Origin of the sequence: Roseateles noduli (genome assembly GCF_050626985.1) — a bacterium.
GTDB classification, from domain to species: Bacteria; Pseudomonadota; Gammaproteobacteria; order Burkholderiales; family Burkholderiaceae_C; genus Roseateles; species Roseateles noduli_A.
The window spans coordinates 1,405,781-1,426,404 of the sequence record NZ_CP192463.1 but is presented as its reverse complement, the minus strand read 5'-3'; the positions used below and the strand labels follow the sequence as shown (position 1 = coordinate 1,426,404).

The 20,624-nt window shown below is 70.2% G+C and carries 17 protein-coding genes; 8 read left to right on the top strand and 9 right to left on the bottom strand.

Annotated features, from left to right (window positions below):
• Positions 1–24: 24 nt before the first annotated feature.
• The 4 genes from ACQ4L4_RS06375 to ACQ4L4_RS06360 form a co-directional block, all read right to left on the bottom strand.
• Positions 25–1,653: a DHA2 family efflux MFS transporter permease subunit gene (locus ACQ4L4_RS06375; RefSeq protein WP_431103393.1), complete on the bottom strand. Its 1,629-nt coding sequence runs from the start codon at positions 1,651–1,653 to the stop codon at positions 25–27.
• Positions 1,650–2,897 carry an efflux RND transporter periplasmic adaptor subunit gene (locus tag ACQ4L4_RS06370; protein ID WP_431103392.1) on the bottom strand — a complete coding sequence of 416 codons (1,248 nt, stop codon included), beginning with the start codon at positions 2,895–2,897 and terminating at the stop codon, positions 1,650–1,652. The genes ACQ4L4_RS06375 and ACQ4L4_RS06370 overlap by 4 nt, the downstream gene beginning before the upstream one ends.
• A gap of 99 nt (positions 2,898–2,996) precedes the next feature.
• Positions 2,997–4,460 (bottom strand): efflux transporter outer membrane subunit, encoded by a 1,464-nt coding sequence (locus ACQ4L4_RS06365; RefSeq protein WP_431103391.1) that lies wholly within the window; start codon positions 4,458–4,460, stop codon positions 2,997–2,999.
• A gap of 74 nt (positions 4,461–4,534) precedes the next feature.
• Positions 4,535–5,059: a MarR family winged helix-turn-helix transcriptional regulator gene (locus tag ACQ4L4_RS06360; protein ID WP_431103390.1), complete on the bottom strand. Its 525-nt coding sequence runs from the start codon at positions 5,057–5,059 to the stop codon at positions 4,535–4,537.
• Between the two features lie 168 nt (positions 5,060–5,227).
• On the opposite strand from ACQ4L4_RS06360, the gene ACQ4L4_RS06355 reads away from it, so the two are divergent.
• Positions 5,228–7,084, top strand: coding sequence for an ABC transporter transmembrane domain-containing protein (locus tag ACQ4L4_RS06355; protein WP_431104889.1), 1,857 nt, complete (start codon positions 5,228–5,230; stop codon positions 7,082–7,084).
• A gap of 298 nt (positions 7,085–7,382) precedes the next feature.
• Here ACQ4L4_RS06355 and ACQ4L4_RS06350 read toward each other — a convergent pair whose 3' ends face one another.
• On the bottom strand, positions 7,383–8,117 hold the full coding sequence (locus tag ACQ4L4_RS06350) for a response regulator (RefSeq protein ID WP_431103388.1): 735 nt from the start codon (positions 8,115–8,117) through the stop codon (positions 7,383–7,385).
• 198 nt (positions 8,118–8,315) lie between these two features.
• Here ACQ4L4_RS06350 and ACQ4L4_RS06345 point away from each other — a divergent pair, with 198 nt between their 5' ends.
• From ACQ4L4_RS06345 to ACQ4L4_RS06330, 4 genes are all read left to right on the top strand, one after another.
• Complete coding sequence (locus tag ACQ4L4_RS06345; protein WP_431103387.1) at positions 8,316–8,693, top strand: response regulator; 378 nt, start codon at positions 8,316–8,318, stop codon at positions 8,691–8,693.
• 69 nt (positions 8,694–8,762) lie between these two features.
• A complete protein-coding gene (locus tag ACQ4L4_RS06340) occupies positions 8,763–11,441 on the top strand; it encodes an ATP-binding protein (protein ID WP_431103386.1) in 2,679 nt (892 codons plus the stop codon).
• 24 nt (positions 11,442–11,465) lie between these two features.
• Positions 11,466–12,653, top strand: a complete 1,188-nt coding sequence (locus tag ACQ4L4_RS06335; protein ID WP_431103385.1) for a hypothetical protein — start codon at positions 11,466–11,468, stop codon at positions 12,651–12,653.
• A complete protein-coding gene (locus ACQ4L4_RS06330) occupies positions 12,650–14,203 on the top strand; it encodes a hypothetical protein (RefSeq protein ID WP_431103384.1) in 1,554 nt (517 codons plus the stop codon). The genes ACQ4L4_RS06335 and ACQ4L4_RS06330 overlap by 4 nt, the downstream gene beginning before the upstream one ends.
• A gap of 254 nt (positions 14,204–14,457) precedes the next feature.
• On the opposite strand, the gene ACQ4L4_RS06325 is transcribed toward ACQ4L4_RS06330, so the two are convergent.
• Together ACQ4L4_RS06325 and ACQ4L4_RS06320 are read right to left on the bottom strand one after the other, a co-directional pair.
• On the bottom strand, positions 14,458–16,521 hold the full coding sequence (locus tag ACQ4L4_RS06325; protein WP_431103383.1) for a putative bifunctional diguanylate cyclase/phosphodiesterase: 2,064 nt from the start codon (positions 16,519–16,521) through the stop codon (positions 14,458–14,460).
• A gap of 87 nt (positions 16,522–16,608) precedes the next feature.
• Positions 16,609–17,298, bottom strand: coding sequence for an MCP four helix bundle domain-containing protein (locus ACQ4L4_RS06320; protein ID WP_431103382.1), 690 nt, complete (start codon positions 17,296–17,298; stop codon positions 16,609–16,611).
• A 247-nt stretch (positions 17,299–17,545) separates the two neighbouring features.
• On the opposite strand from ACQ4L4_RS06320, the gene ACQ4L4_RS06315 reads away from it, so the two are divergent.
• Complete coding sequence (locus tag ACQ4L4_RS06315; protein ID WP_431103381.1) at positions 17,546–18,385, top strand: thymidylate synthase; 840 nt, start codon at positions 17,546–17,548, stop codon at positions 18,383–18,385.
• Between the two features lie 94 nt (positions 18,386–18,479).
• Here the strand turns inward: ACQ4L4_RS06315 and ACQ4L4_RS06310 are convergent, their stop codons facing one another.
• Together ACQ4L4_RS06310 and ACQ4L4_RS06305 are read right to left on the bottom strand one after the other, a co-directional pair.
• A complete protein-coding gene (locus ACQ4L4_RS06310) occupies positions 18,480–18,722 on the bottom strand; it encodes a DUF2061 domain-containing protein (RefSeq protein ID WP_431103380.1) in 243 nt (80 codons plus the stop codon).
• A 163-nt stretch (positions 18,723–18,885) separates the two neighbouring features.
• A complete protein-coding gene (locus ACQ4L4_RS06305; protein WP_431103379.1) occupies positions 18,886–19,452 on the bottom strand; it encodes a thermonuclease family protein in 567 nt (188 codons plus the stop codon).
• A gap of 260 nt (positions 19,453–19,712) precedes the next feature.
• Between ACQ4L4_RS06305 and ACQ4L4_RS06300 the strand changes: the two genes are divergently transcribed.
• Both ACQ4L4_RS06300 and ACQ4L4_RS06295 read left to right on the top strand, forming a co-directional pair.
• Positions 19,713–20,117, top strand: a complete 405-nt coding sequence (locus ACQ4L4_RS06300; protein ID WP_431104887.1) for a response regulator — start codon at positions 19,713–19,715, stop codon at positions 20,115–20,117.
• A gap of 58 nt (positions 20,118–20,175) precedes the next feature.
• A complete protein-coding gene (locus ACQ4L4_RS06295) occupies positions 20,176–20,607 on the top strand; it encodes a BLUF domain-containing protein (RefSeq protein ID WP_431103378.1) in 432 nt (143 codons plus the stop codon).
• Positions 20,608–20,624: the final 17 nt, after the last annotated feature.

The following is a 20,624-nucleotide window of genomic DNA, read 5'->3' as shown; positions in this document are numbered from 1 at the left end:
GACAGCCGCCCGTCTGCCGCGTCGTCAGTGCGCCCCACCCGCATCCACAGGCGCGCCCATCTTCGGCGGCCGTTTCGTGAACCACACGAAGGCGATGAGCACGACGAACAGCACCGCGGAGGCCAGGAAGATGTCGTCCGCCGCCCGCGTGAACGCCTGCTGGTCGACCAGCCGGTTCAGGTAGGCCAGCGCCTGGTCGTGGCTGAAGCCCTGACGCTGCAGCGTGTCCAGCGCCGCCGTCTCGGCCGGATCGCCCAGCGACAGCCGCTCCGCCAGGTGATGGTGGTGCAGCGCCGCGCGGTTCTCCCACAAGGTCGTGGAGATCGACGTCCCCATCGCGCCCGCCGTGATCCGCACGAAGTTCGACAAGCCCGCCGCCGCGGCGATCCGCTCCGGCGTGATGCCCGACAGGGTCAGCGTCGTCAGCGGGATGAAGAAGAACGCCAGCGCCCCGCCCTGCAGGATCGTCGGGATCATGATGGTCCCGAGGTCCGTGTCCGTCGTGAACACCGACCGCATCCACAGCACGATCGCGAACATCACGAAGGCGAAGCTCGCCATCATCCGCGGATCCCACACCGAGACCTTCTTCCCCACCACCGGCGACAGCAGGATCGCCAGCACGCCCACCGGCGCCAGCGCGAAGCCCGCGGCGGTGGCCGTGTAGCCCATGTGCTGCTGCAGCCACAGCGGCAGCAGCACCACGTTGCCGAAGAACAACCCGTACGCGATCGACAGCACCGAGGCGCCGAACAGGAAGTTCCGCCGCGCGAAGAGCCGCAGGTCCACCACCGGATGCTTGTCCGTCAGCTCCCAGACGATGAACACCGCCAGGCCCACGACCGCGATCACGGCCAGCGCGATGATCTGGTTCGACTCGAACCAGTCCAGTTCCTTGCCCTTGTCCAGCATCACCTGCAGCGAGCCCACCCACAGCACCAGCAGCGCCAGCCCGATGGTGTCGATCGGCAGCTTCTTGGTCGGGGTCTCGCGGGTGCGGTAGATGCTCCAGGTCAGCCCGGCCGCGAACAGCCCCACCGGCACGTTGATGTAGAAGATCCACGGCCAGGTGACGTTGTCGGTGATCCAGCCGCCCAGCAGCGGCCCGACCACCGGCGCGACCAGCGTCGTCATCCCCCATAACGCGAGCGCCGTGCCGGCCTTGTGCTTGGGGTAGCTCGACAGCAGCAGCGTCTGCGACAGCGGGATCATCGGCCCCGCCACCAGGCCCTGGAACACGCGCGCCGCCACCAGCATCTCCAGCGAGTGCGCGAAGCCGCACAGCCAGGACGCCAGCACGAACAGCAGCACGCTGGTCGTGAACAGCCGCACCGCGCCGAAGCGCTGCGTCAGCCAGCCGGTCAGTGGCACCGAGATCGCGTTGGCCACGCCGAAGCTCGTGATGACCCAGGTGCCCTGCACCGGACTGACGCCGAGGTCACCGGCGATCGCGGGCAGCGACACGTTCGCGATGGACGAGTCCAGCACGTTCATGAAGGTCGCCAGCGACAGCGAGATGGTGCCCAGGACCAGCGCGGTGCCGGTCAAAGGCGCGGGACCGGCCGGCGGCCCGGCGGGCGCCCGCGATGCCTGCGGCGAGGCGGGCCCGGGGGCCGCAGGCGCGCCGGGCGCGGTTGGAGTGGAATCGCTCATTGCACGCGCGTGGTGGTCGCCTTGGCCGCGGCCTTGCCGAGGTTGCTCGCGATGATCTTGTTCACCTGCTCGTCGGCGGCCTTCTCCTGGACGTCGAAGATCGTCGTCTGCAGGCGCGGCGCGGTGGCGCCGGTCGCGGCGGCCAGCATCGCGCCGCCCTGGTCACGGATGTCGACCTGCACGTCCATCGACAGGCCCACGCGCAGCGGATGCTCCTGCACTTCCTTCGGGTCCAGCGCGATGCGCACCGGCACGCGCTGCACGACCTTGATCCAGTTGCCGGTCGCGTTCTGCGCCGGCAGCAGCGCGAACGCCGCGCCCGTGCCGGCACCCAGGCCCTGCACCGTGCCGTGGTACTCGGTCTTCTTGCCGTAGACGTCCGCCTCCAGCGTCGCCTTCTGGCCGATGCGCAGCTTGGCCAGCTGGCTTTCCTTGAAGTTGGCGTCGACCCAGACCTGCTGCAGCCCGACCACCGCCATCAGCGGCGCGCCGGCCGCGACGCGCTGGCCCAGTTGCACCGAGCGGCGCGCGACCCAGCCGTCCACCGGCGCGATCAGCTCGGCGCGCTGCAGCGCGAGGTAGCTCTCGCGCAGACGCGCGGCGGCGCGCAGCACGTTCGGGTGTTCCTCGACCTTGACGCCGTCGGTCAGCACCTGGTTGGAAGCCAGTTGATCCTTCGCGGCCTGCAGCGCCGACTGCGCGGCGGCGGCTTGCGCACGGGCCGAGGTCAGTTGCGACTGCGCGTGTTCCAGCTCTTCCTTGCCGACGGCGCCGGTGGCCACCAGCGGCTGGCGGCGCGTGACGTCGGACTGCAGGCGATCCAGGTCGACGGTGACGCGCTTCAGGTCGGCCTCGCGGACCTTGACCTGCGCCTCGAAGCCGCTGTTGTTCGCGTACAGCGTGCGGACCTCGCGGACCGTCTGGGCCAGTTGCGCCTGCGCCTGCTCCAGCGCGACGCGGGCGTCGACCGGATCCAGGCTCACCAGCTTCTGGCCGGCCTTCACGAAGTCGGTGTCGTCGGCGTAGACCGCGCGCACCGTGCCGCCGACCAGCGGCGTGATCTGCACGACGTTGGCCTGCACGTAGGCGTTGTCGGTGGACTCGTAGCGGCTGCCGACGATCCATTCATACCCGCCGTAGGCCAGACCCGCCACGATGACGGCGGCGGCGATGATCGTCAGGCCCTTCTTGCGGGAGCCGTTCTTGGCGGGAGCTTGCGTGTCGTTCGGGGGCGTTGCGCTCATGGTGTGCTCTTCGGGGATTCTTGTGATTCGGGGGGCGTCAGCGGCATGACCGCCGGCGTTTCAATGTCGTGTTCGATGCCTGTCGGAGGAATCGCGGTGTCAGCTGCGATCGGCGGAGGCGGTCGTCTGCACCGCGTCCCAGGCGGGCTCGGCATAACCGCCGCCCAGCGCGCGCATCAGGTTGATCTGCGCATCGACCGTGAGGGCCTGCAGGTCGATCCGGCCGCGCTGTTGCAGCAGCTGGTTCTGCTGCGCGCTCAGTACCGCGATGCGGCCCGTCAGGCCGGCGCGGTGGCGCTGATCGGCCAGCGCGGCCTGGCTGTCGGCGTTGGCCACCAGCGCGTCCTGCTGCGTGCGCTGCTGGCGCAGCGACTCGAGCGTGGTGAACTGGTCGCTGGCGTCGCGCACGGCGTCCAGCACCGCGACGTTGTAGCTCGCGATCGCGGCGTCCTGCTCGGCGGCGCTGCCGCGCAGGTTGGCGCGCAGCCGGCCGCTGTCGAACAGCGGCAGGTGCAGCGCCGGACCCGCGCCGTACTGGCGGCTGCCGCTCTTGAACAGCTCATCCAGGCCGATCGAGTTCAGGCCGACGAAGGCCGTCAGGCTCACGCTCGGATAGAACTGCGCGCGGGCGACGCGGATGTCCTGCGCCGTCGCCTCGACCCGGGCGCGCGCGGCGGCCAGGTCCGGGCGGCGGCCCAGCAGGTCCAGATGGGGCGCCTGCTGCCAGTCGAGCGCGACCGGCAGCGCGGCCTCCAGCGATTCGGTCGCCTTCGGGCCCTGGCCCGTCAGCGCGGCGATCTGGTGACGCAGCAGCGCCTGCTGCTCGCGCAGCACGACCTGCTGGCGCTGGATGTCGGGCAGCGGCGCCTCGGCGACGCGCAGGTCCTGGCCGTTGTCCAGGCCGGCGGCGCTGCGCTGGCGCACGAGTTCGAACGACTGGTCGCGCAGCGCCTTCTGCTGCTCCAGCAAGCGGCCCTGTGCCTGGCTGCGCGCCAGCGCGACGTAGGCCTTGGCCACGGCGTTGGACACGCTCAGCCGCGCGGCGGCGGCGTCGGCCTCGGCGGCGCGCTGCTGGCCGAGCGCGGCCTGCAGCGCCGCGTCATGCTTGCCGAAGAAGTCGAACTCGTAGCTCAACCCGGCCTGGATGTTGGCCAGCGTGCGGACGCTGCCGGCCAGCGGCGGCGGGTAGATGCCGTTCTCGGTGATGCGCTGGCGGGTCACGTCGGCCTCGAGCTCGGCGGCCGGACGCTTCGCGGCCTCGGCGTTCTCGGTCATCGCCGCGGCGCGGGCGATGCGGGCACGGGCCAGCGCCAGGTTCGGCGAATTCGCGATCGCCTGGTCGACCAGCGCATCCAGTTGCGGATCGCGGAAGGTCTTCCACCAGGACGCGTCGAGCGCCTGGCTCTGGCCGGCGTCGAGGCCCAGACGGGCCGCTTTGGCGCCGTCGATCGGGCGGCCGGGTTCGGCCAGCTTGGGGATGGGCGCGCAGGCGGTGAGCACCATCAGCAGCGCCGCGCCCATGGCCAGGGCCAGCGTGGTGCGATGAAGGAAACGGGAGGTCATCGGAGGTTCCTCGGGACTGTCGTTCTTGTGGGGAGGGCAGGCAATGGAAAAGGTCGACATCGGGTCCGTCGCGATCATTCGAACTTGTCGACCAGCGTGGACGGCTCGGCGGTCAGGTCGGCGTCGCGGATGCCCTGGCCGTTGACGACGATGCGTTGCAGCAGGCCGATCAGCGTGCGGAACTCCTGGTCGGTGAAGCCGGCCAGGTGGTCGTTGAACACCTTGGACAGCACGCCCGGGGCGGCCGCCATCGCGTTCACGCCGACCTCGGACAGCGACACCATCACCACGCGCCGGTCCTCGACCGAGCGCTCGCGGCGCACCAGGTTCTTCGCTTCCAGCCGGTCCAGCAGCCGCGTCATCGCGCCGCCGTCCATCGCCAGCTCGCGGGCGAGCGCGGCGCTGGACATCGGACCGTTGAAGCGCAGCCGCAACATCGGCGCCCACTGCGCGTGGGTCAGGTCGAGTTCGCCGAGCATCTTGTCGGCCTGCAGCACCATGGACTGCTTGATCTGCCGCAGCAGCCAGCCCAGGCTCGGCTCCGACGTGAAGCTGTCGGCGCTGTAGAAATCGGCGGGCGGGGGCAACTTGGCACTCATGGCGACGTCTTTCGTGACTTCGGATTTCCGGGGCGGAACTGACGGAAATGCTTGATGACAATTATTGCTTAGGCAATGATTGCCTTGCCAATCACTGCCTGGGATGGGCTTTCCGCGTGTAGGGACATTCCCGCCACACGCGGCCCCTAAACTGACCTCATGTCCGCCATGTCCCCTTCTTCTCCCGCCTCGCCTCCCTCGGCGACGGCTTCCCGCCACCCCGAACCGGCGCCCTCTTCGAGCGGACAGGCAAACGCCGTGCGCACGCCGCCCCCCTTGCGGGCGATGGGACCGGCGCTCTGGCCCTTCCTGCGGCCATACCGGGGACGGATCGCCGCGGCGATCGTCTTCCTGATGCTGGCGGCTGCGGCCACTCTGGTCTTCCCGCTCGCGCTGCGCCAGTTGATCGACCAGGGCCTGGTGTCCGCCGATCCGGGCGACCGGCTGATGGCGCTGCGCGAGCATTTCATCTGGCTGTTCGCGACCGGCGCGGCGCTGGGCGTCTTCTCGGCCTTGCGCTTCTACGCGGTAACCTGGCTGGGCGAGCGGGTCAGCGCGGACCTGCGCACCGCCGTCTACAGCCACGTGCTGCGCCAGAGTCCCGAATTCTTCGAGACCACCCAGACCGGCGAGGTCATCAGCCGCATCACCACCGACACGACGGTGATCCAGGGCATCGTCGGCTCCAGCCTGTCGATGGGGCTGCGCAATGTCATCATGGGTCTGGGCGCCGTGGCGCTGCTGATCTTCAGCAATCCCTGGGTGATGACGCAGGTGCTGGGCATCCTGGTGCTGGTCGTGGCGCCGGCGATGTTCTTCGGACGCCGCGTGCGGCGGCTGTCGCGGTCGAGCCAGGACCGCATCGCCGACACCAGCGCGATCGCCGCGGAGATGCTCAACGCGATCACCGTCGTGCAGTCGCACGCGCAGGAGGCGCGCGAGGCCGTGCGCTTCGACGCCGCCAGCGAGGCCGCCTTCGACACCGCGCGCAAGCGGACCAAGGTGCGCTCCTTCCTCGTCGCGTTCATCATCACGGCGACCTTCGGCGCGCTGCTGTGGGGGCTGTACCAGGGCACGCAGGCGGTGATGGCCGGCAAGATCTCCGCGGGTCACCTGGGGCAGACGGTGGTTTACGTGATCCTGCTGGTGTCATCGGTGGCGGTGCTGGCGGAGGTCTGGGGCGACCTGCTGCGCGCGGCGGGCGCGATGGAGCGGCTGATGGAGCTGCTCGCGGCGCAATCGCCGGTGGCGGACCCGGCGGCGCCGGTCGCCCTGCCGGCCTCGACCGGCCCGGCACGCGTGGTGTTCGATCAGGTCCGCTTCCATTACCCGTCGCGCCCCGACCGCGCCGCGCTGGAGGACTTCACGCTGCGCATCGAGCCTGGCGAGACCGTTGCGCTGGTCGGCCCGAGCGGTGCTGGCAAGAGCACGGTGCTGCAGCTGCTGCAGCGCTTCTTCGACGTGCAGTCCGGCAAGCTGCAGCTGGATGGCGTGCCGGTGGACCGCGTGAAGCTGGCGGACCTGCGCGGCCGCATGGCGCTGGTGCCACAGCAGAGCGTGATCTTCTCGGCCAGCGCCTTGGACAACATCCGCTACGGCCGCCCGGACGCGAGCCCGGAGGAAGTCATCGCCGCCGCCAAGGCCGCGCATGCCGACGAGTTCATCCGCCAACTGCCGCAGGGCTACGACAGCTTCCTGGGCGAGCGCGGCGTGCGCCTGTCTGGCGGCCAGCGCCAGCGCATTGCGATCGCGCGGGCGATGCTGCAGGACGCGCCGCTGCTGCTGCTGGACGAAGCCACCAGCGCGCTGGATGCGGAAAGCGAGCGGCTGGTGCAGCAGGCGCTGGACGAGGCGATGCGTGACCGCACGACGCTGGTCATCGCGCACCGTCTCTCGACGGTGCAGCGTGCCGACCGCATCGTGGTGATGGACCATGGTCGCATCGTCGAGCAGGGCACGCATGCCGAGCTCGTGGCGCGCGGCGGCCTCTACGCACGCCTGGCCGCATTGCAATTCAACGCATAAAGGTGGTCGCTGCATGCCGACCATCCCACTCGCGGCAAGTGCGAGCATTGCAAGCGGGCTCGCCCCAGAGCGCGATCGTTGCAGGCTTGCGCGACGGGGCACGATCGTTGCGGGCGCGAGACTGCCCGAGGCCGGCGGCGGAGCCCGCTTCCAGAACTGACCAGGCGCGTTCTGTCTGAGAGCAGCGAACCGCAGGTGAGCGGATCGAGTTGAGCGCCCTGGCGGGCTCCGCCGCCGGCCTCGGGCAGTCTCGCGCGGGCTCTACCCTCGCCCCTCTCCCCTTTCCCCTTTCCCCGGGTTACTCCAGCACTTCCACCGGCACGCTGAACACGTACCCCGCACCGCGCTCTGTGCAGATGTAGAGCGGCTGTGCCGGATCGTTTTCGATCTTGCGCCTAAGCCGCAGGATCTGGACGTCGATGGACCGGTCGTAGACCTCGGCGCCGTGGAGGCGGGAGAGGTCGAGCAGCTGATCGCGGGTCAGCACGCGCTGGGGTGACGAGCAAAGCGCCTGAAGCAGGTTGAACTCCCCATTGGAGAGTTCCACGCGCGCGCCGTCGGGCGAGGTGAGCCTGCGGCTGCGGACGTTCAACTCCCAACCGTCGAAGCGATAGCCGCGGCGGCGCTCGTCGCGCGCCGGGACTGCCTCGCGCAGCAGCTGATAGCGCCGCAGCACGGCGCGGATGCGAGCGAGGAGTTCCCGCGAGCTGAAGGGCTTGTTGATGTAGTCATCGGCGGCCAGCTCCAGCCCCATCACACGGTCGGCCTCATCCTGCCGACCGGTGACGATGATCACCGGCACCTGACTGCTCTCACGCAGCGTGCGCGCCAGCTGCATGCCGTCCTCGCGGCCCAGCCGCAAGTCCAGCAGCACGAGATCCACCAGCTGCGCCTGCATCACGGCCTGCATCTCCGCGCCCGACCCCACCGCAGTCACGCGCAGGTCGTGCTCGGTGAGGTAGTCGGTCAGCAGCTCGCGGATGGCCGGGTCGTCGTCGACCGCGAGGATGTGAGGGGTGGAGGTCGCATTCATGGTGGCGGCCCGAAAGCTATCACGGGTTCTTCACGCGGCGGAAGCCACCTCCGGGTGTCTCCGCATTTCAGCTGTAACGCAGGAAATCTCCCGGAAATGATGGCGGAACAGCGCGCGGCGCCAATAGCGTCAATCCCGCCCTTGCCTGCAGGCCCTGCCCCGGACTTCCGGGACGGCCTCGCCACCCGCGACCCGCCGATGTTCACCGTAGTTGTTCTTGACGACAATGCCGCGATCCGCGAACTGATCTCCGAGTGGCTGGCCGCCGCCGGGCACGACGTGATGGACGCTCGAACGATCGCCGCCTGCTGCGCCGCCGGGGAACCCGGCGCCGAGGCCGTCGGCCTGGTGCTGCTGGACCTGCCGATGCTGCGCGACGGCGTGCGCACGCTCATCGAGCGCGTGCGCGCCACCTATCCGCGCGCGGCGCTGCTGGGCTTGTCGACGCAGGTCTCGGAAGCGCTCGGCGCCGCGTCGCCGGCCGCCCGGCAGCTCGGCCTGCAGGGGCTGCTGCCCAAACCCTGCCTGCACGAGGAACTGCTGGCCGCCGTCCGCCCGCTGCTGCGCAAGGACTGACCCCCTGCCCCGCCCGCCTCCTCCACCGCATCCGCCCCTTCAACGTCCCCGCCGGCCCCCTTCGCCCCCATGACAGAAACCCGCTCGCTGCGCCGCTGGATCGCCGTCGTCGGAAGCGGCGTGATCCTGGCGTTCGCCGCCTCGTCCGCGTATGACGCGTGGCGGCTGCACCAGCAGGTCACGCAGTCCACGGGCCGGGAACTGAGCAACCTGGCCCGGGCGCTGTCGGAGGAAGCCGAACGCAGCCTGCAGGCCGTCGACCTGCTGCTGACCGACACGGCCATCTGGTACCGCGACAAGGGTGCCAAACAGACCGGCGCCGACATCGAGAACGCACTGCGGATGCGCGCATCGGCCACGCCGCAGGTCAGCGTGCTGACGATCACGGATGCCGACGGCCGGCAGCGCTACCGCTCCCGCCAGACCGGCGAGCCGCTGGCCGACGTCTCCGACCGGCCCTACTTCGAGACGCAACGCGACTCGCGCGTGGCCGGCCTGTTCATCAATCCGCCGATCGTGACGCGGTCGGAGCGCCGCGCCGCGCTCGTCGTGTCGCGGCGGCTGGAGACGCCGACCGGCGCCTTCGCCGGCGTGGTGACGGCCATCGTCACACTGGACGAGCTGCGCGAGGTCTACAACGCGATCGACCTCGGCGCGGGCAGCGCGTTGATCCTGACCTTCGACGACGGCCGGCTGGTCGTGCGCCAGCCGCCGGACCCGCGCGCCGACGGGCAGGTCTTCAGCGACCTGACCTCGCAGCAGGCCAGCGCACCGCGGATCGCGCGCAGCCCCGTCGACGGGCGCGAGAAGTTCATCGTGTCGCTGCCGGTCTCGGACCGGCCGCTGATGATGTCGGTGACCAAGGACGCGCACGAGGCGATGGCGCCGTGGCGCGCGGAGATGGTCGGCCTGGCGCTGCGCACGCTGGCGCTGGTGGCGGTGGGCCTGCTGACGATGAGCCTGATGCTGCGACAGCTGCTGCACGTCGAGCGCGGCGAGCAGGCGCTGCGCCGCAGCGAGCAGCGTTACGCGCTGGCGATGGAGGCGGCCAACGAGGGCCACGCCGAGTGGAACCTGCAGGAGAACAGCTTCTTCGCCTCGGAACGCTGGCTGCGCCTGCACGGCGCGGCGCCGTCGGCGCGGCCGATGGAAGCCCGCGCGCTGTTCCTCTCCCTGGATCTGCATCCGGACGATCGTCCGGTCGTCACCGACAGCTTGCACGAGCACCTGGCGGGCCGCACGCCGGAGCTCGACATCGAGTACCGCGTCCGTCTTTCCGGCGGCGGCGCGCGTCCCGCCGATGAGCGCCGAGACGGCGCGAGCGGAGCGAAGCGTGAGGCCGGGAGTGAAGCCGCGAATGCAGCCGCGCATGCAGCCGCGAATGAAGCCCCGAGCGACACCCTCGACGACGGCGAGGACGACACCGTCTGGCGCTGGCTGCACCTGCGCGGACGATGCCTGAGCGACGCGGCGGGCCGGCCGACGCGTTTCTCCTGCGCCGCGATGGACATCACGCCGCGCAAGGACGCCGAGGCCGAACGCGAGCGCCTGCAGGCCCAATTGCGGACCGCGCAGCACATGGAGTCGCTGGGCACGTTGGCCGGCGGCATCGCGCACGACTTCAACAACATCCTGGGCGCGATCCTGGGCCACGGCGAGATGGCGCAGCGCCGCGCCGGCACCGCCAACGCCGACCTGGCGCGCCACCTGGACCGCATCATGCAGGCGGGCGCGCGGGCCCGGCTGCTGGTGCGCCGCATCCTGGACTTCAGCCGCAGCGGCGTGCATGACCGCAGCCTGGTCAACGTCGACCAGGCCGTCGAGGAGGCGCTGCAACTTGTGACGCCGACGCTGCCCTCGGATGTCGAACTCCACACCGCGCTGCGCGGCGGCAACGCCGGTCTGCTCGGCGACGTGCTGCAGATGCAGCAGCTGGTCAGCAACCTGTGCAGCAACGCCGTCGGCGCGATGCGTGGCGGCGGGCGGCTGGGCCTCAGCGTCGACGTGCTGGTGCGCGCGCAGCCCGTGCTGCTGAGCCACGGCACGCTGCCGCCCGGCCGGTACGCCGAGGTCCGCGTCTCCGACACCGGCACCGGCATCGCGCCGGACGTCTACGGCCGCATGTTCGATCCGTTCTTCAGCACGAAGGCGGTCGGCGAAGGCACGGGGCTGGGCCTGTCGGTCGTGCACAGCATCGTCGCCGACATGGGCGGCGCCATCGACGTGCGCACCGAGCCGGGCCGCGGCAGCAGCTTCGCGCTGTGGTTCCCGGTGGCCGGCGAGGCGCCGCGCGCGCTCCGGTCGAACGACGCGGAGGCGCCGCCGCGCGGCGACGGCCAGACGCTGCTGATCGTCGACGACGAGGCGCCGCTGCGCGAGTTCGCCGAGGAACTGCTGGCGGAACTCGGCTACGAGCCGGTCGGCTTCCCGAGCGCCGAGACGGCGCTTGTCGCCTTCGAGCGTGCGCCGCAACGCTTCGACGCGGTGCTGACCGACGAGACCATGCCCGGCATGAGCGGCGTCGAGCTGGCGAAGCGCCTGCTCGCGCGACGGCCCGGGCTGCCGGTGCTGGTGATGAGCGGCTACGGCGGCGAGGAGCTCGAAGCCCGCGTCGCCGCCTCCGGCGCGCGCGAGCTGGTGCGCAAGCCGCTGAGCGCGGCGGAGCTCGCGCAGGCGGTGGCTCGCGTGCTGGGCGCCTCGGCGGTTTCAGCTGAAACGTCCGGGTCGCCGGGGGTAACCGCGCGGTAGTCGCACCGCCGCACGATGCGGCACATGGACACGCTGAACCCCGGCGCTGCCGTGGCCCCTCGCTGGGCACACCGTGGTGCACTCGTGCTGCTGGCGGCGCTGACCGCGACGACCCTCGTCGCCGTCCGCGCCGACCGCCCCTGGCCCGACCTTGCGCCGCTGCCGGCATCGCGACGCGCGGCCCTGCTGCTGTCGATCAGCGACGGCCTGCTGACCGCGCCGCTGCGCATCGTCGATGAACGCGACGACGGCCAGCTCACGCCCACGCAGGCCGCCTTCGCCGTGCAGGCGAGCGCCGAACGCGCGCGCAACGCCTTCCGCAAGCTCGGCGAAGACCGTCCGCATGAACCCTCGCCCGAGTTGACGACGGCGACCTCCGCCGCCGCGGCGCGGATCCGCACGCTGACGCTCGCGCTGGACCGGCTGGCCAACGGCCTGCGCGCCGACGACACGGCGGCGGTGCGGCACCTCGTCGCGACGCAGCTGGCGCCGGCGACTGTCGACGTCCAGCGCGCGCTCACCGATCTGGCCGCCGCGCAGTCGGAGGCGGAGCGCCGACACCAAGCCTGGGCCACGGATCACGGCGACCGCGACCGCGTGCTGATCGACGCCGCGCTGGCGGCGGGCTGGGCGATGACGCTCGCGCTGCTGTGGCTGTCCAACCGGCTGCGACGCCAGACCGCCGCGATCGGCGCGATGCAGGCGCGCTTCGAGGAGCCGGCCTGGCGCGATGCGCTGCGGCTCGGGGTGACCGGCGAGGCGCTCGAAGGCATCGGCAACGCGCTGGTGCGCGCGGGCGCCGCGGATCTCGTCTGCGTCGCGCGGACGGGCCCGGGCGCCGATGCGCTCCATCGCCTGCTGATCCGTCAGGTGGCGGCGCGCACGGGGCTGATCGATCCGCCGTGGGTGGGCGACCTGCTGTTGCTGCCCGGTCGCCAGGAGGTGCTGCGCGCACTGCGCGCCGGCGAGCCGCAGGTGCTGGGACGACATCTCTCCGACCTGGGGACGACCTTCGCGTGGCGCGGCTGCGCGACCTGCGCGCGGGCACTGCTGCTGCCGATCTGGCACGGTCCCGTCTGGTACGGCTGCCTGGCGCTGTTCTCGACATCGGCGGACGCCTTCGATGCTGGCGAGGTCCAGCGGCTGCAGGCGATCGCCGATGCGATCAGCACGACGCTGGGACGGGATTCGCAGCTGGGGCATTCGACATGAGCGCCGCCGGCAACCCGGGCGATTCGAGCGATTCGGGCAACACGAGAAAGCCGCGCGATACGGGCAGTCCGGGCAGTCCAAGCAATCCAGGCAATCCAAGCAATCCAAGCAATCGGAGCATTCCGGGCAAGTCGGACGAGCCGGTCAACCCGCGCAGCGTCGGTGACTTCGCTGGTGCATCAGCGCTGGAGGACTCCACGCTCGTCGCCGCGATCTCCGCACTGGCGGCGCGACCCGGCGCCCGCCTGGGCATGGCCGGACTGATGCTGGGCGCCGGCGTCGCCGCCTTCGGCACGGGCACGGCCCGATTCGAAGCCGGCATCGAGGCCGACTTGCGCGTCATGCACGGCCTCGACCGCCTTGATCGCCTTGTCGACGAAGCCGGCGCGCAACTGATGCGGGCGCGCGTCGCCCCACGGCGCGAGACCGACGCCGGCACCCGCGGCGCCTTCCATCGCCTGACGGCCTTGAGCTTCCAGGCCGAGCAGACACGCGGCGACCTGATCGCCGGCGTGCGCGGCGGCGAGCCGCGCGCGGAGATGGCGGACATGCTGTCCGCCGACCGGCGCCTGTGGGATCTGCTGGCCGACGAGAGCGGCCTCGTGCGCGAGGGCTCTGTGGCGATGGCCACGCGCCTGCACGGGGACAGTCAACGACAGGCGTTGGACGCCGCGTTGGCGGAACGCAAGTCCGTGCGCGAGACGTATGCGACACGCATGCGCGAGGCGTCGCGCGACGCAGCGAGCAGCTCGCGGGCCTGGGCGGTCGGTGGCCTCGCGGCGATCGCGCTGCTTGTGGCCGCCGGCGTTCTCGGTATGCGACCCCGACGCACGGCGCCGAAGGATCCGCTAGATGCTTCAGACGCTTCAGACGCGTCCCTCGGCGCGGCATCCCGCGCCAGGCCCGACACCGCCGACCTCACCCTCGCCCAAGCCGCTGCCCGGCGACTCGAGGACGGGACGGCTGCGACGCTCGCCGGGCTGGAAGCGCGGATGGCGCGCCTGGCCTGGCTCGAGCTCCAGTCGGCCGGACACATCGCCCGCCTCGGCACGCCGGGCCCGCGTCCGCAAGCGCTGGACCGGGCCGGCGCACGCGCCAGTCTGCGCGCGTTCGACATCGGTTTGCGCGACGCGATCGCGCAGGTGGAAACGCTGATCCACATGAGCAACGCGCTCGACGATCTCGTCGTCCAGCGCGGCAGCGCAGTGCGAAAGGATGCGGCTGCCGTGGCCACCGGCACCGCCAGCACTGCCGGCATGACGGCCGAATCGGCCGCGATCGCTCAGGAGTGGAACCGCCTGCTGGCGCTGGCCTCGGCCGGCGCGGCCGCGGCCTCGCGTGTGGCGCATCAGACGCTGGACCGCCTCGAGATCAGCGCCGCGCTGCTGGGCCGCTGGATCGGGCTGGTGGACGAGGCCATCGCGCTCGCCGAGCAGTCCGGCCTGGCGCCGGTGCCGGTCGAGGCCGGCTCGCTCAAGCCGGCAGACGCCGCCACCTTGTGGCAGGCGTTGGGCCACGTCCGCGCACGGCTGAAGCGCGCGGCGGCCTGAACCTTCTGAAGGCCCCGGGCACGACCCGCGCCATCAACACCCTGCCCGCCCCGGTCCGGGGATCCAGTCCGTCGAGCCGCTCGATCTCCTCCAGCGCGTCGATCACATCGAGAATCTCGGCCATCGCCAGCGGCGCATCGGCATCGAAGGTCCACGTGCGCAAATGGGCACGATCGCGGGCCCGTTGATCGAGGGGACGCGCACCGATCGCGCGCCGTTGCCATCGGGGATTCATCGATGACCGCACGGCGCGCTCACGCCGCAGCCAGTGCCGGGAACGACAGACCGAGCGCTGACGCTGACGCGGAAGCGGAAGCGGAAGCGGAAGCGGAAGCGGCCGTGGCCGTGGCCGTGGCGCTCGGCGCGACCATCGGCGCCATCGCGGTCAGCGCCGCGCGACGATCGTGCTGCGCAAGGAACTCCGCGGCCTTGTCCGCCGCCAGCGGACGGCCGTAGAAGTAGCCCTGGATCTCGTCGCAGCCCATCTCCACGAGGCGGGCGCGCTGCTCCTGTGTCTCGACGCCCTCGGCCAGCACCGTCAGCTGCATGCTGTGCGCGAGGCCGACGACCGCGTGCACGATGCACGACGGATGCGCCTTCGGATCGAGGCTCATGCCGCGCACGAAGGACTGGTCGATCTTGAGCTTGTTCAACGGAAACCGCTTCAGGTAGGCGAGGCTGGAATAGCCGGTGCCGAAGTCGTCGATCGCCAGCGCCAGGCCGAGCCCGCGCAGCGCTTCCAGCACGGCCATGACCTTCTCCGGGTCCTGCATCGCGGTGCTCTCGGTGAGCTCGATCTCCACGTGTTCCGGATCGACGCCGGACACGGCCAGCCCGTGGCGGATGGTGTCCAGGAAACCCGCCTGCTGGAACTGCCGCATCGACACGTTGACCGCGATGACCACCGGTTCCGCGCGGCCGTCGTTCCACAGGCGCGCCTGGTGGCAGGCCTGTTCGAAGACCCAGGCGCCGATCGGCACGATGAGGCCGGACTCCTCGGCGAGCGGGATGAACTCCGCCGGCGAGACCAGGCGGCCCTGGCGCTTCCAGCGCAGCAGCGCCTCGAAGCCGCGCAGCGCGCCGGTCGCGAGGTCCTGCTGCGGTTGGTAGTGCAGTGCCAGTTCGCCGCGCTCGATCGCGTGCTGCAGATCGGCTTCCATGTCGAGCCGCTCCAGCGTCTGCGTCTGCAGGTGCGCCGAGTACGGCACCAACTGGTCGCCGCCCGCGCGCTCGGCCGACTGCAGCGCGGCATCGGCCTTGCGCAGCAGCGTCTCGGCGTTGCCGCCGTCCTCGCGGCTGTCGACCTCGCCCAGGCTCAGCGTCAGGAAGACCTCGTGGCGGTGGACGCGGAACGGCCGGGCCAGTTCCTCGCGCAGGTGGGCGATGGCGGCGACGTGCTCCGCGCTCGGGCCCTCGTAGAGCACCGCGACCATCGCGCCGTCCAGGCGGAACAACTGGCCGCCGTGGGCGCGGGCCGCGGCCTCCAGGCGCCGTCCGACGTCGAGCATCAACTGGTCCGCATGCCGATGGCCGAGGCTGACGACGACGCGCTCGAAGCGGTCCAGCTTGCCCAGCACCAGCGTCAGGTCCGCGCCGTCCAGTTGGGCGAGTCGGCGCTCCAGGCTGCGTCGATGCGGCAGGCCGGTCAGCGGATCGTGGACGGCCTGGTGCGCGAGGACATCCTCCGAGCGCAAGCGCGCCCACACGTGGTGGATCATGAACAGCGCCGTCACCGCGGTGATCAGGTTGAAGACGTGGACGACGGTGCCGATCTGGTCGATGCGATGGGTGGCCTGCTCGCTGCCGCGGTAGACCACGGTGTCGATCTCGTCCTGGAGCGCGTCGATGTCGCCGCGGACCTGGTTGGTCAGCCGGTTCAGTTCGAACAGCACCGCCTCGGCGGCGCCGGGCTTGGGGTTGTCGGCGACGGCGTCGAAGCGCGGCGTCAGCGCGAGGATGGACTCGAAGCCCACCTGCATCCGCCCGATGACGTCCTTGTGCTCGGTCTGCGCGCGCAGGGCCTGCAGGTGGGCGTCCATGTCGCGGCGCGTGTCGCGCTCGAGCATGACGAAGCGGTCATGGCTGATCGAGTTCGCGAAGTACTTGTTCATCGCCAGTTGATGCAGCAGCAGCGAGGACTCGAACTCCGAGAGGTGATGCAGCAGCGGCACCTTCTCCTTGAGCAGCGGCGTGGCGCTGCTGCGGATGCTGGCGGTCATCCAGTCCATGGCGACGGACATGCCGATGCTGAGTGCCACCAGCGCGGCCAGCAGACCGTAGACGCCCCAACGGTAGGGCCGGCTCACCGTGTGATTCATGAGCGTTCTCCGTCGTAGCGGGAGTTCAGGGGTGTTCGGGGGTGTTCGGGGGTACCGAGGCGCTCGGGCGTCCAGGCGTCGCGTCGCTCAGGCGCTGAGTCGCGCGACCGCTTCGCCGGTGCCCGGCGCGAGGTCCCGGCGGATCCGCTGGCTGCCGACCACCGCGGCGCCCACCAGCACCGCGGCGCACAGCGCGACCAGCAGGCCGCGGGCGTTCAGGTAGCCCTCCTCGCCTGCTTCCGCCGCGGCGCTGATGAGCGCGGTCTGGCGGTCCTTGAGGGCATCGAGGTCGGCCATGGTCTTCAACTGCGCCGCGCGCAGTTCGCCCACGAGCAGCGCGCCGGCCTCCTCGCGGTGGCGGTCCTTGAGCAGCGCGACGAAGCGCTGCTGCAGCGGCACGTAGTCCGAGAACGAGCGCGACAGGCGCGCGACGTCCGCGGCGCCGTTCTCCAGCGCGGGCTGGTGCTTCAGCGACTCGATGGTGGCGGCGATCTCGCGCGTCTGGCGGCCGGTGTCCACGAGCGCGGCGGCGATGCGGGTCTCGTCCTCGAAGATCAGCGCGTTGCGCAGGCCGCGGCCGACGGCGTTGACCTGGTCGGACATGTCGCCCAGGCGCTGGACCAGCGGGAGGCGTTCGCGCTCGATCTGGCGCAGGCTGGCGCTGACGGCGGCCAGGCGGGACACGACCACGCCGGTGCCGAGGGCCGACAGCGCGAGCAGGAGCAGGAACACGGCGGCGAGGCGCGTGCCGGTGCTGAGCGACTGGATGGATTTCATGCGGACCCCGCGTGGCTTGTCTCGATGGCCGGCCGCCGCTGGCGTACGAGCGACCTTGTCCGGGCTGCGGCGATGTTCGGAGGCGCACATTGGGATCGGGTTACGACGGCGCAGCGCGCGCATTACAGGCGTAATGCGGCGGCGCACCGGCTACCTCTTCCGGGGGGTGGCGTCGTCCGCCAGAGGGAGCGGCCCGGGGAGACCGCGCGGACCGGGGGCTCGACGCGGGCCCTCTAGAATCGCCCTCATGACGACCCCGACCGCCCCTGCCTCGACCGCTGCGCGCCCCGTGCGCAGCCAGTACGAAGACTTCATGCGCCACGTGTACGAGCACGGCGTGGCCAAGGGCGACCGGACGGGGACGGGCACGCGCAGCGTGTTCGGGCACCAGATGCGATTCGACCTGAGCGAGGGATTCCCGCTGGTGACGACGAAGAAGGTGCACCTGAAGTCGATCATCCTGGAGCTGCTGTGGTTCCTGCGCGGCGACTCCAACGTCAAGTGGCTGCAGGAGCGCGGCTGCACGATCTGGGACGAGTGGGCGCGCGAGGACGGCGACCTGGGCCCGGTCTACGGCGTGCAGTGGCGCAGCTGGCCGAAGGCCGGCGGCGGGCACGTGGACCAGATCGCGGAGGTGGTGAAGCAGCTGAAAACCAATCCGGACTCGCGCCGGATCATCGTCTCGGCGTGGAACGTGGCGGAGCTGGACCAGATGGCGCTGATGCCCTGCCACGCGTTCTTCCAGTTCTACGTGGCGGACGGCAAGCTGTCGTGCCAGCTGTACCAGCGCAGCGCGGACATCTTCCTGGGCGTACCCTTCAACATCGCGAGCTACGCGCTGCTGACGCAGATGCTGGCGCAGCAATGCGGGCTGGGTCTGGGGGACTTCATCTGGACGGGCGGGGATTGCCACATCTACTCGAACCACTTCGAGCAGGTGGAGACGCAGCTGTCGCGCAGCCCGTTCCCGTATCCGACGATGCAGATCAAGCGCAAGCCGGACTCGATCTTCGACTACGAGTTCGAGGACTTCGAGCTGCAGGACTATCAGCACCACGCGGCGATCAAGGCGCCGGTGGCGGTGTGAGCGGCGGGAGCTGAACTCACATGGCGCTGAGGCCGGAGGATCTCACCGAAGAGGAGATGCTTGCGGCCGAGGCGCGGTTTCCGGAATTTGCCCTTCAGGCGACCTCAACCTTCGCCATCGCCACCGAGCGCTCATGCGCCTTCTTACGGCGTGCCGACCACCACGCCTTGATCGACGGGTGCCCCCAGTATTTGTCGAAGAAGTAGTGGAGGACGGTGTTGACCAGCGGCTCGATGAACGTCACCAGGCCCGCGATGGCGATGCTTCCGGTGAGCAGGTAGGTCACCGTGAAAGAGGTGCCGAGGTGAAGCACTCCGAACGTTGCAGTCTTGGCCATCTCGCATCCCCTTCCAGCCGAGTTTGATCTTGCTCGAGATGGTACGGATCGCTGATGCGACCGGCCAATCGCCTTTGCTCATCGCGAAGATAGGTGCTGAACGACTGATGGTCTGGACTGGACCCATCCGCCCTTCTCAAAGCGGCAGGGCAAGACCTGGCACTCAGCGGGAGGACTCATGTTCCGCGGGAGCTCTGGAGCCAGTCGCTTTGCTGCGACGGAATTCCCACGGAGGGGTTGGCGTCGTCTCGCTCCATAGCCCGCGCCGCGCGCGCCGGGCATCGACCTCCTCGGCCGAGTACAGGGTGCGTTGTGCGGCCGGCTGCTCCCGCTCGTACGCCTTGTAGTGCCAGGCCAGGCCTGCTCTCAGTTGGGCTTGGCCCACATCGACCGAACGCACGCGGACCAGCCCGAGGATGCGGCCATAGCGGTCTCTCTTCTTCCAGTCCACCACGACCTCCTGCCGGAAGACCAGTTCCGAGAGGTGCTGGCGCGAACGCTCCCCGAAGGCTTGGCGCTTCTCCGGTGCATCGATACCCACCAGCCGCACGCGATGCTGTTGGAGCTCACTGTCCAGTACGGTCAGCGTGTCGCCATCAGAGAGGCCGACCACTTCGCCGCGGAGCGTCGCTGCCCCGGCGGTGCCGAGCAAGCTGCAAAAGAGGACGGCGATCCGAACCGCGTGGCGCGAGAAAAACGGAGAGAAGCATCTGCCAAAGGGAACGGACATGAACGGTGCGGAGTGGCGGCGGGACCCGGTTTGTAGGTCATTTCCCGACAGCGGGTTGATGGATTTGCCGGCATTCGCACAAATGATAAAAGTGCAAAATTCATTTCACGTTGTTACGTCGTGAAGAGCGACGGCAGCGTCCCCGCTTTTCCTCCCTGAGCGGGGTCGACATCAGTCGATTACGCCCGGTGGCGCGCAAGCGGTCCGGGCTTCTTTTTTGCTCGCGCAGCCAAGAGGATGGCTGCCGCCGACCGACAAAAATGCGAATTCTGCTAATCGACGCATCGTCCTCGTTCCGACGGCGGCTTCGAGACCGACTGACCCGGGTGCCTGGTGCGACAGTCGTGGGAGAGGCCGAGCATGAGGATCAAGCCGTCATGGCCGCAGGCCTGTGCAGGCCGGACGTCATCCTCACCGACCTGACCCTGTCCAGGGGCAACGGCTTCTCGGCGGTCCAGCGACTCCGGGCCCGGGGGTTTCAAGGCACGGCGTATGCCGTCACCTGTGGAGACGAAAGCGTGTTCGGGCCGCTGTGCATCGCCGCAGGCATCGACGGCTACTACGACAAGATCCATGACCTGGACCGTCTGGTGCAGGCGCTGGCCGTGATCGCGGACGCCCCGACCCCACCCACGCGGTCGAGGCTCAAGATCGCCGACCTCTGACGGCTTGTGGCACGAACCGGCCTTGCGCCCATTCTTCGCGGAAAAACACGAGGTCTGAATGCTCCGCCGAATCCTGTATGTCTCCTCGATTGCTGAAGGCATGACCGACCGGGTGCTGACGCACATCGTGGCCGTCGCGCAGATCAACACCCGGCGTCTGGACGTCACCGGCGCCCTCGCCATCGCGCCAGGGGTGTTCGCGCAGGTCTTGGAAGGGGCGGCCGCGGACGTGGAGCGCACCCTCCAGCGCATCAAGCGGGACGAACGACACGCGGGCCTGCAGCTGCTTCTGAATGAGCCCATCGTGCATCGGTTGTTTGACCGGTGGAGCATGCAACTCCTCGTCGACGATCGCTCCGCCCTGTTGGCCGTCGAGGCGACGCAAGGGATGTGCGTCGCGCCCGCGCTGCTGGAGCAGATGCGGCTGCAGTACGCGGAGGACCCGCACCTCTCCCCTGCCGCGATGCGAGGCATGGCGCTGGCCTCCTGAACCGATGGCGGCGAGCC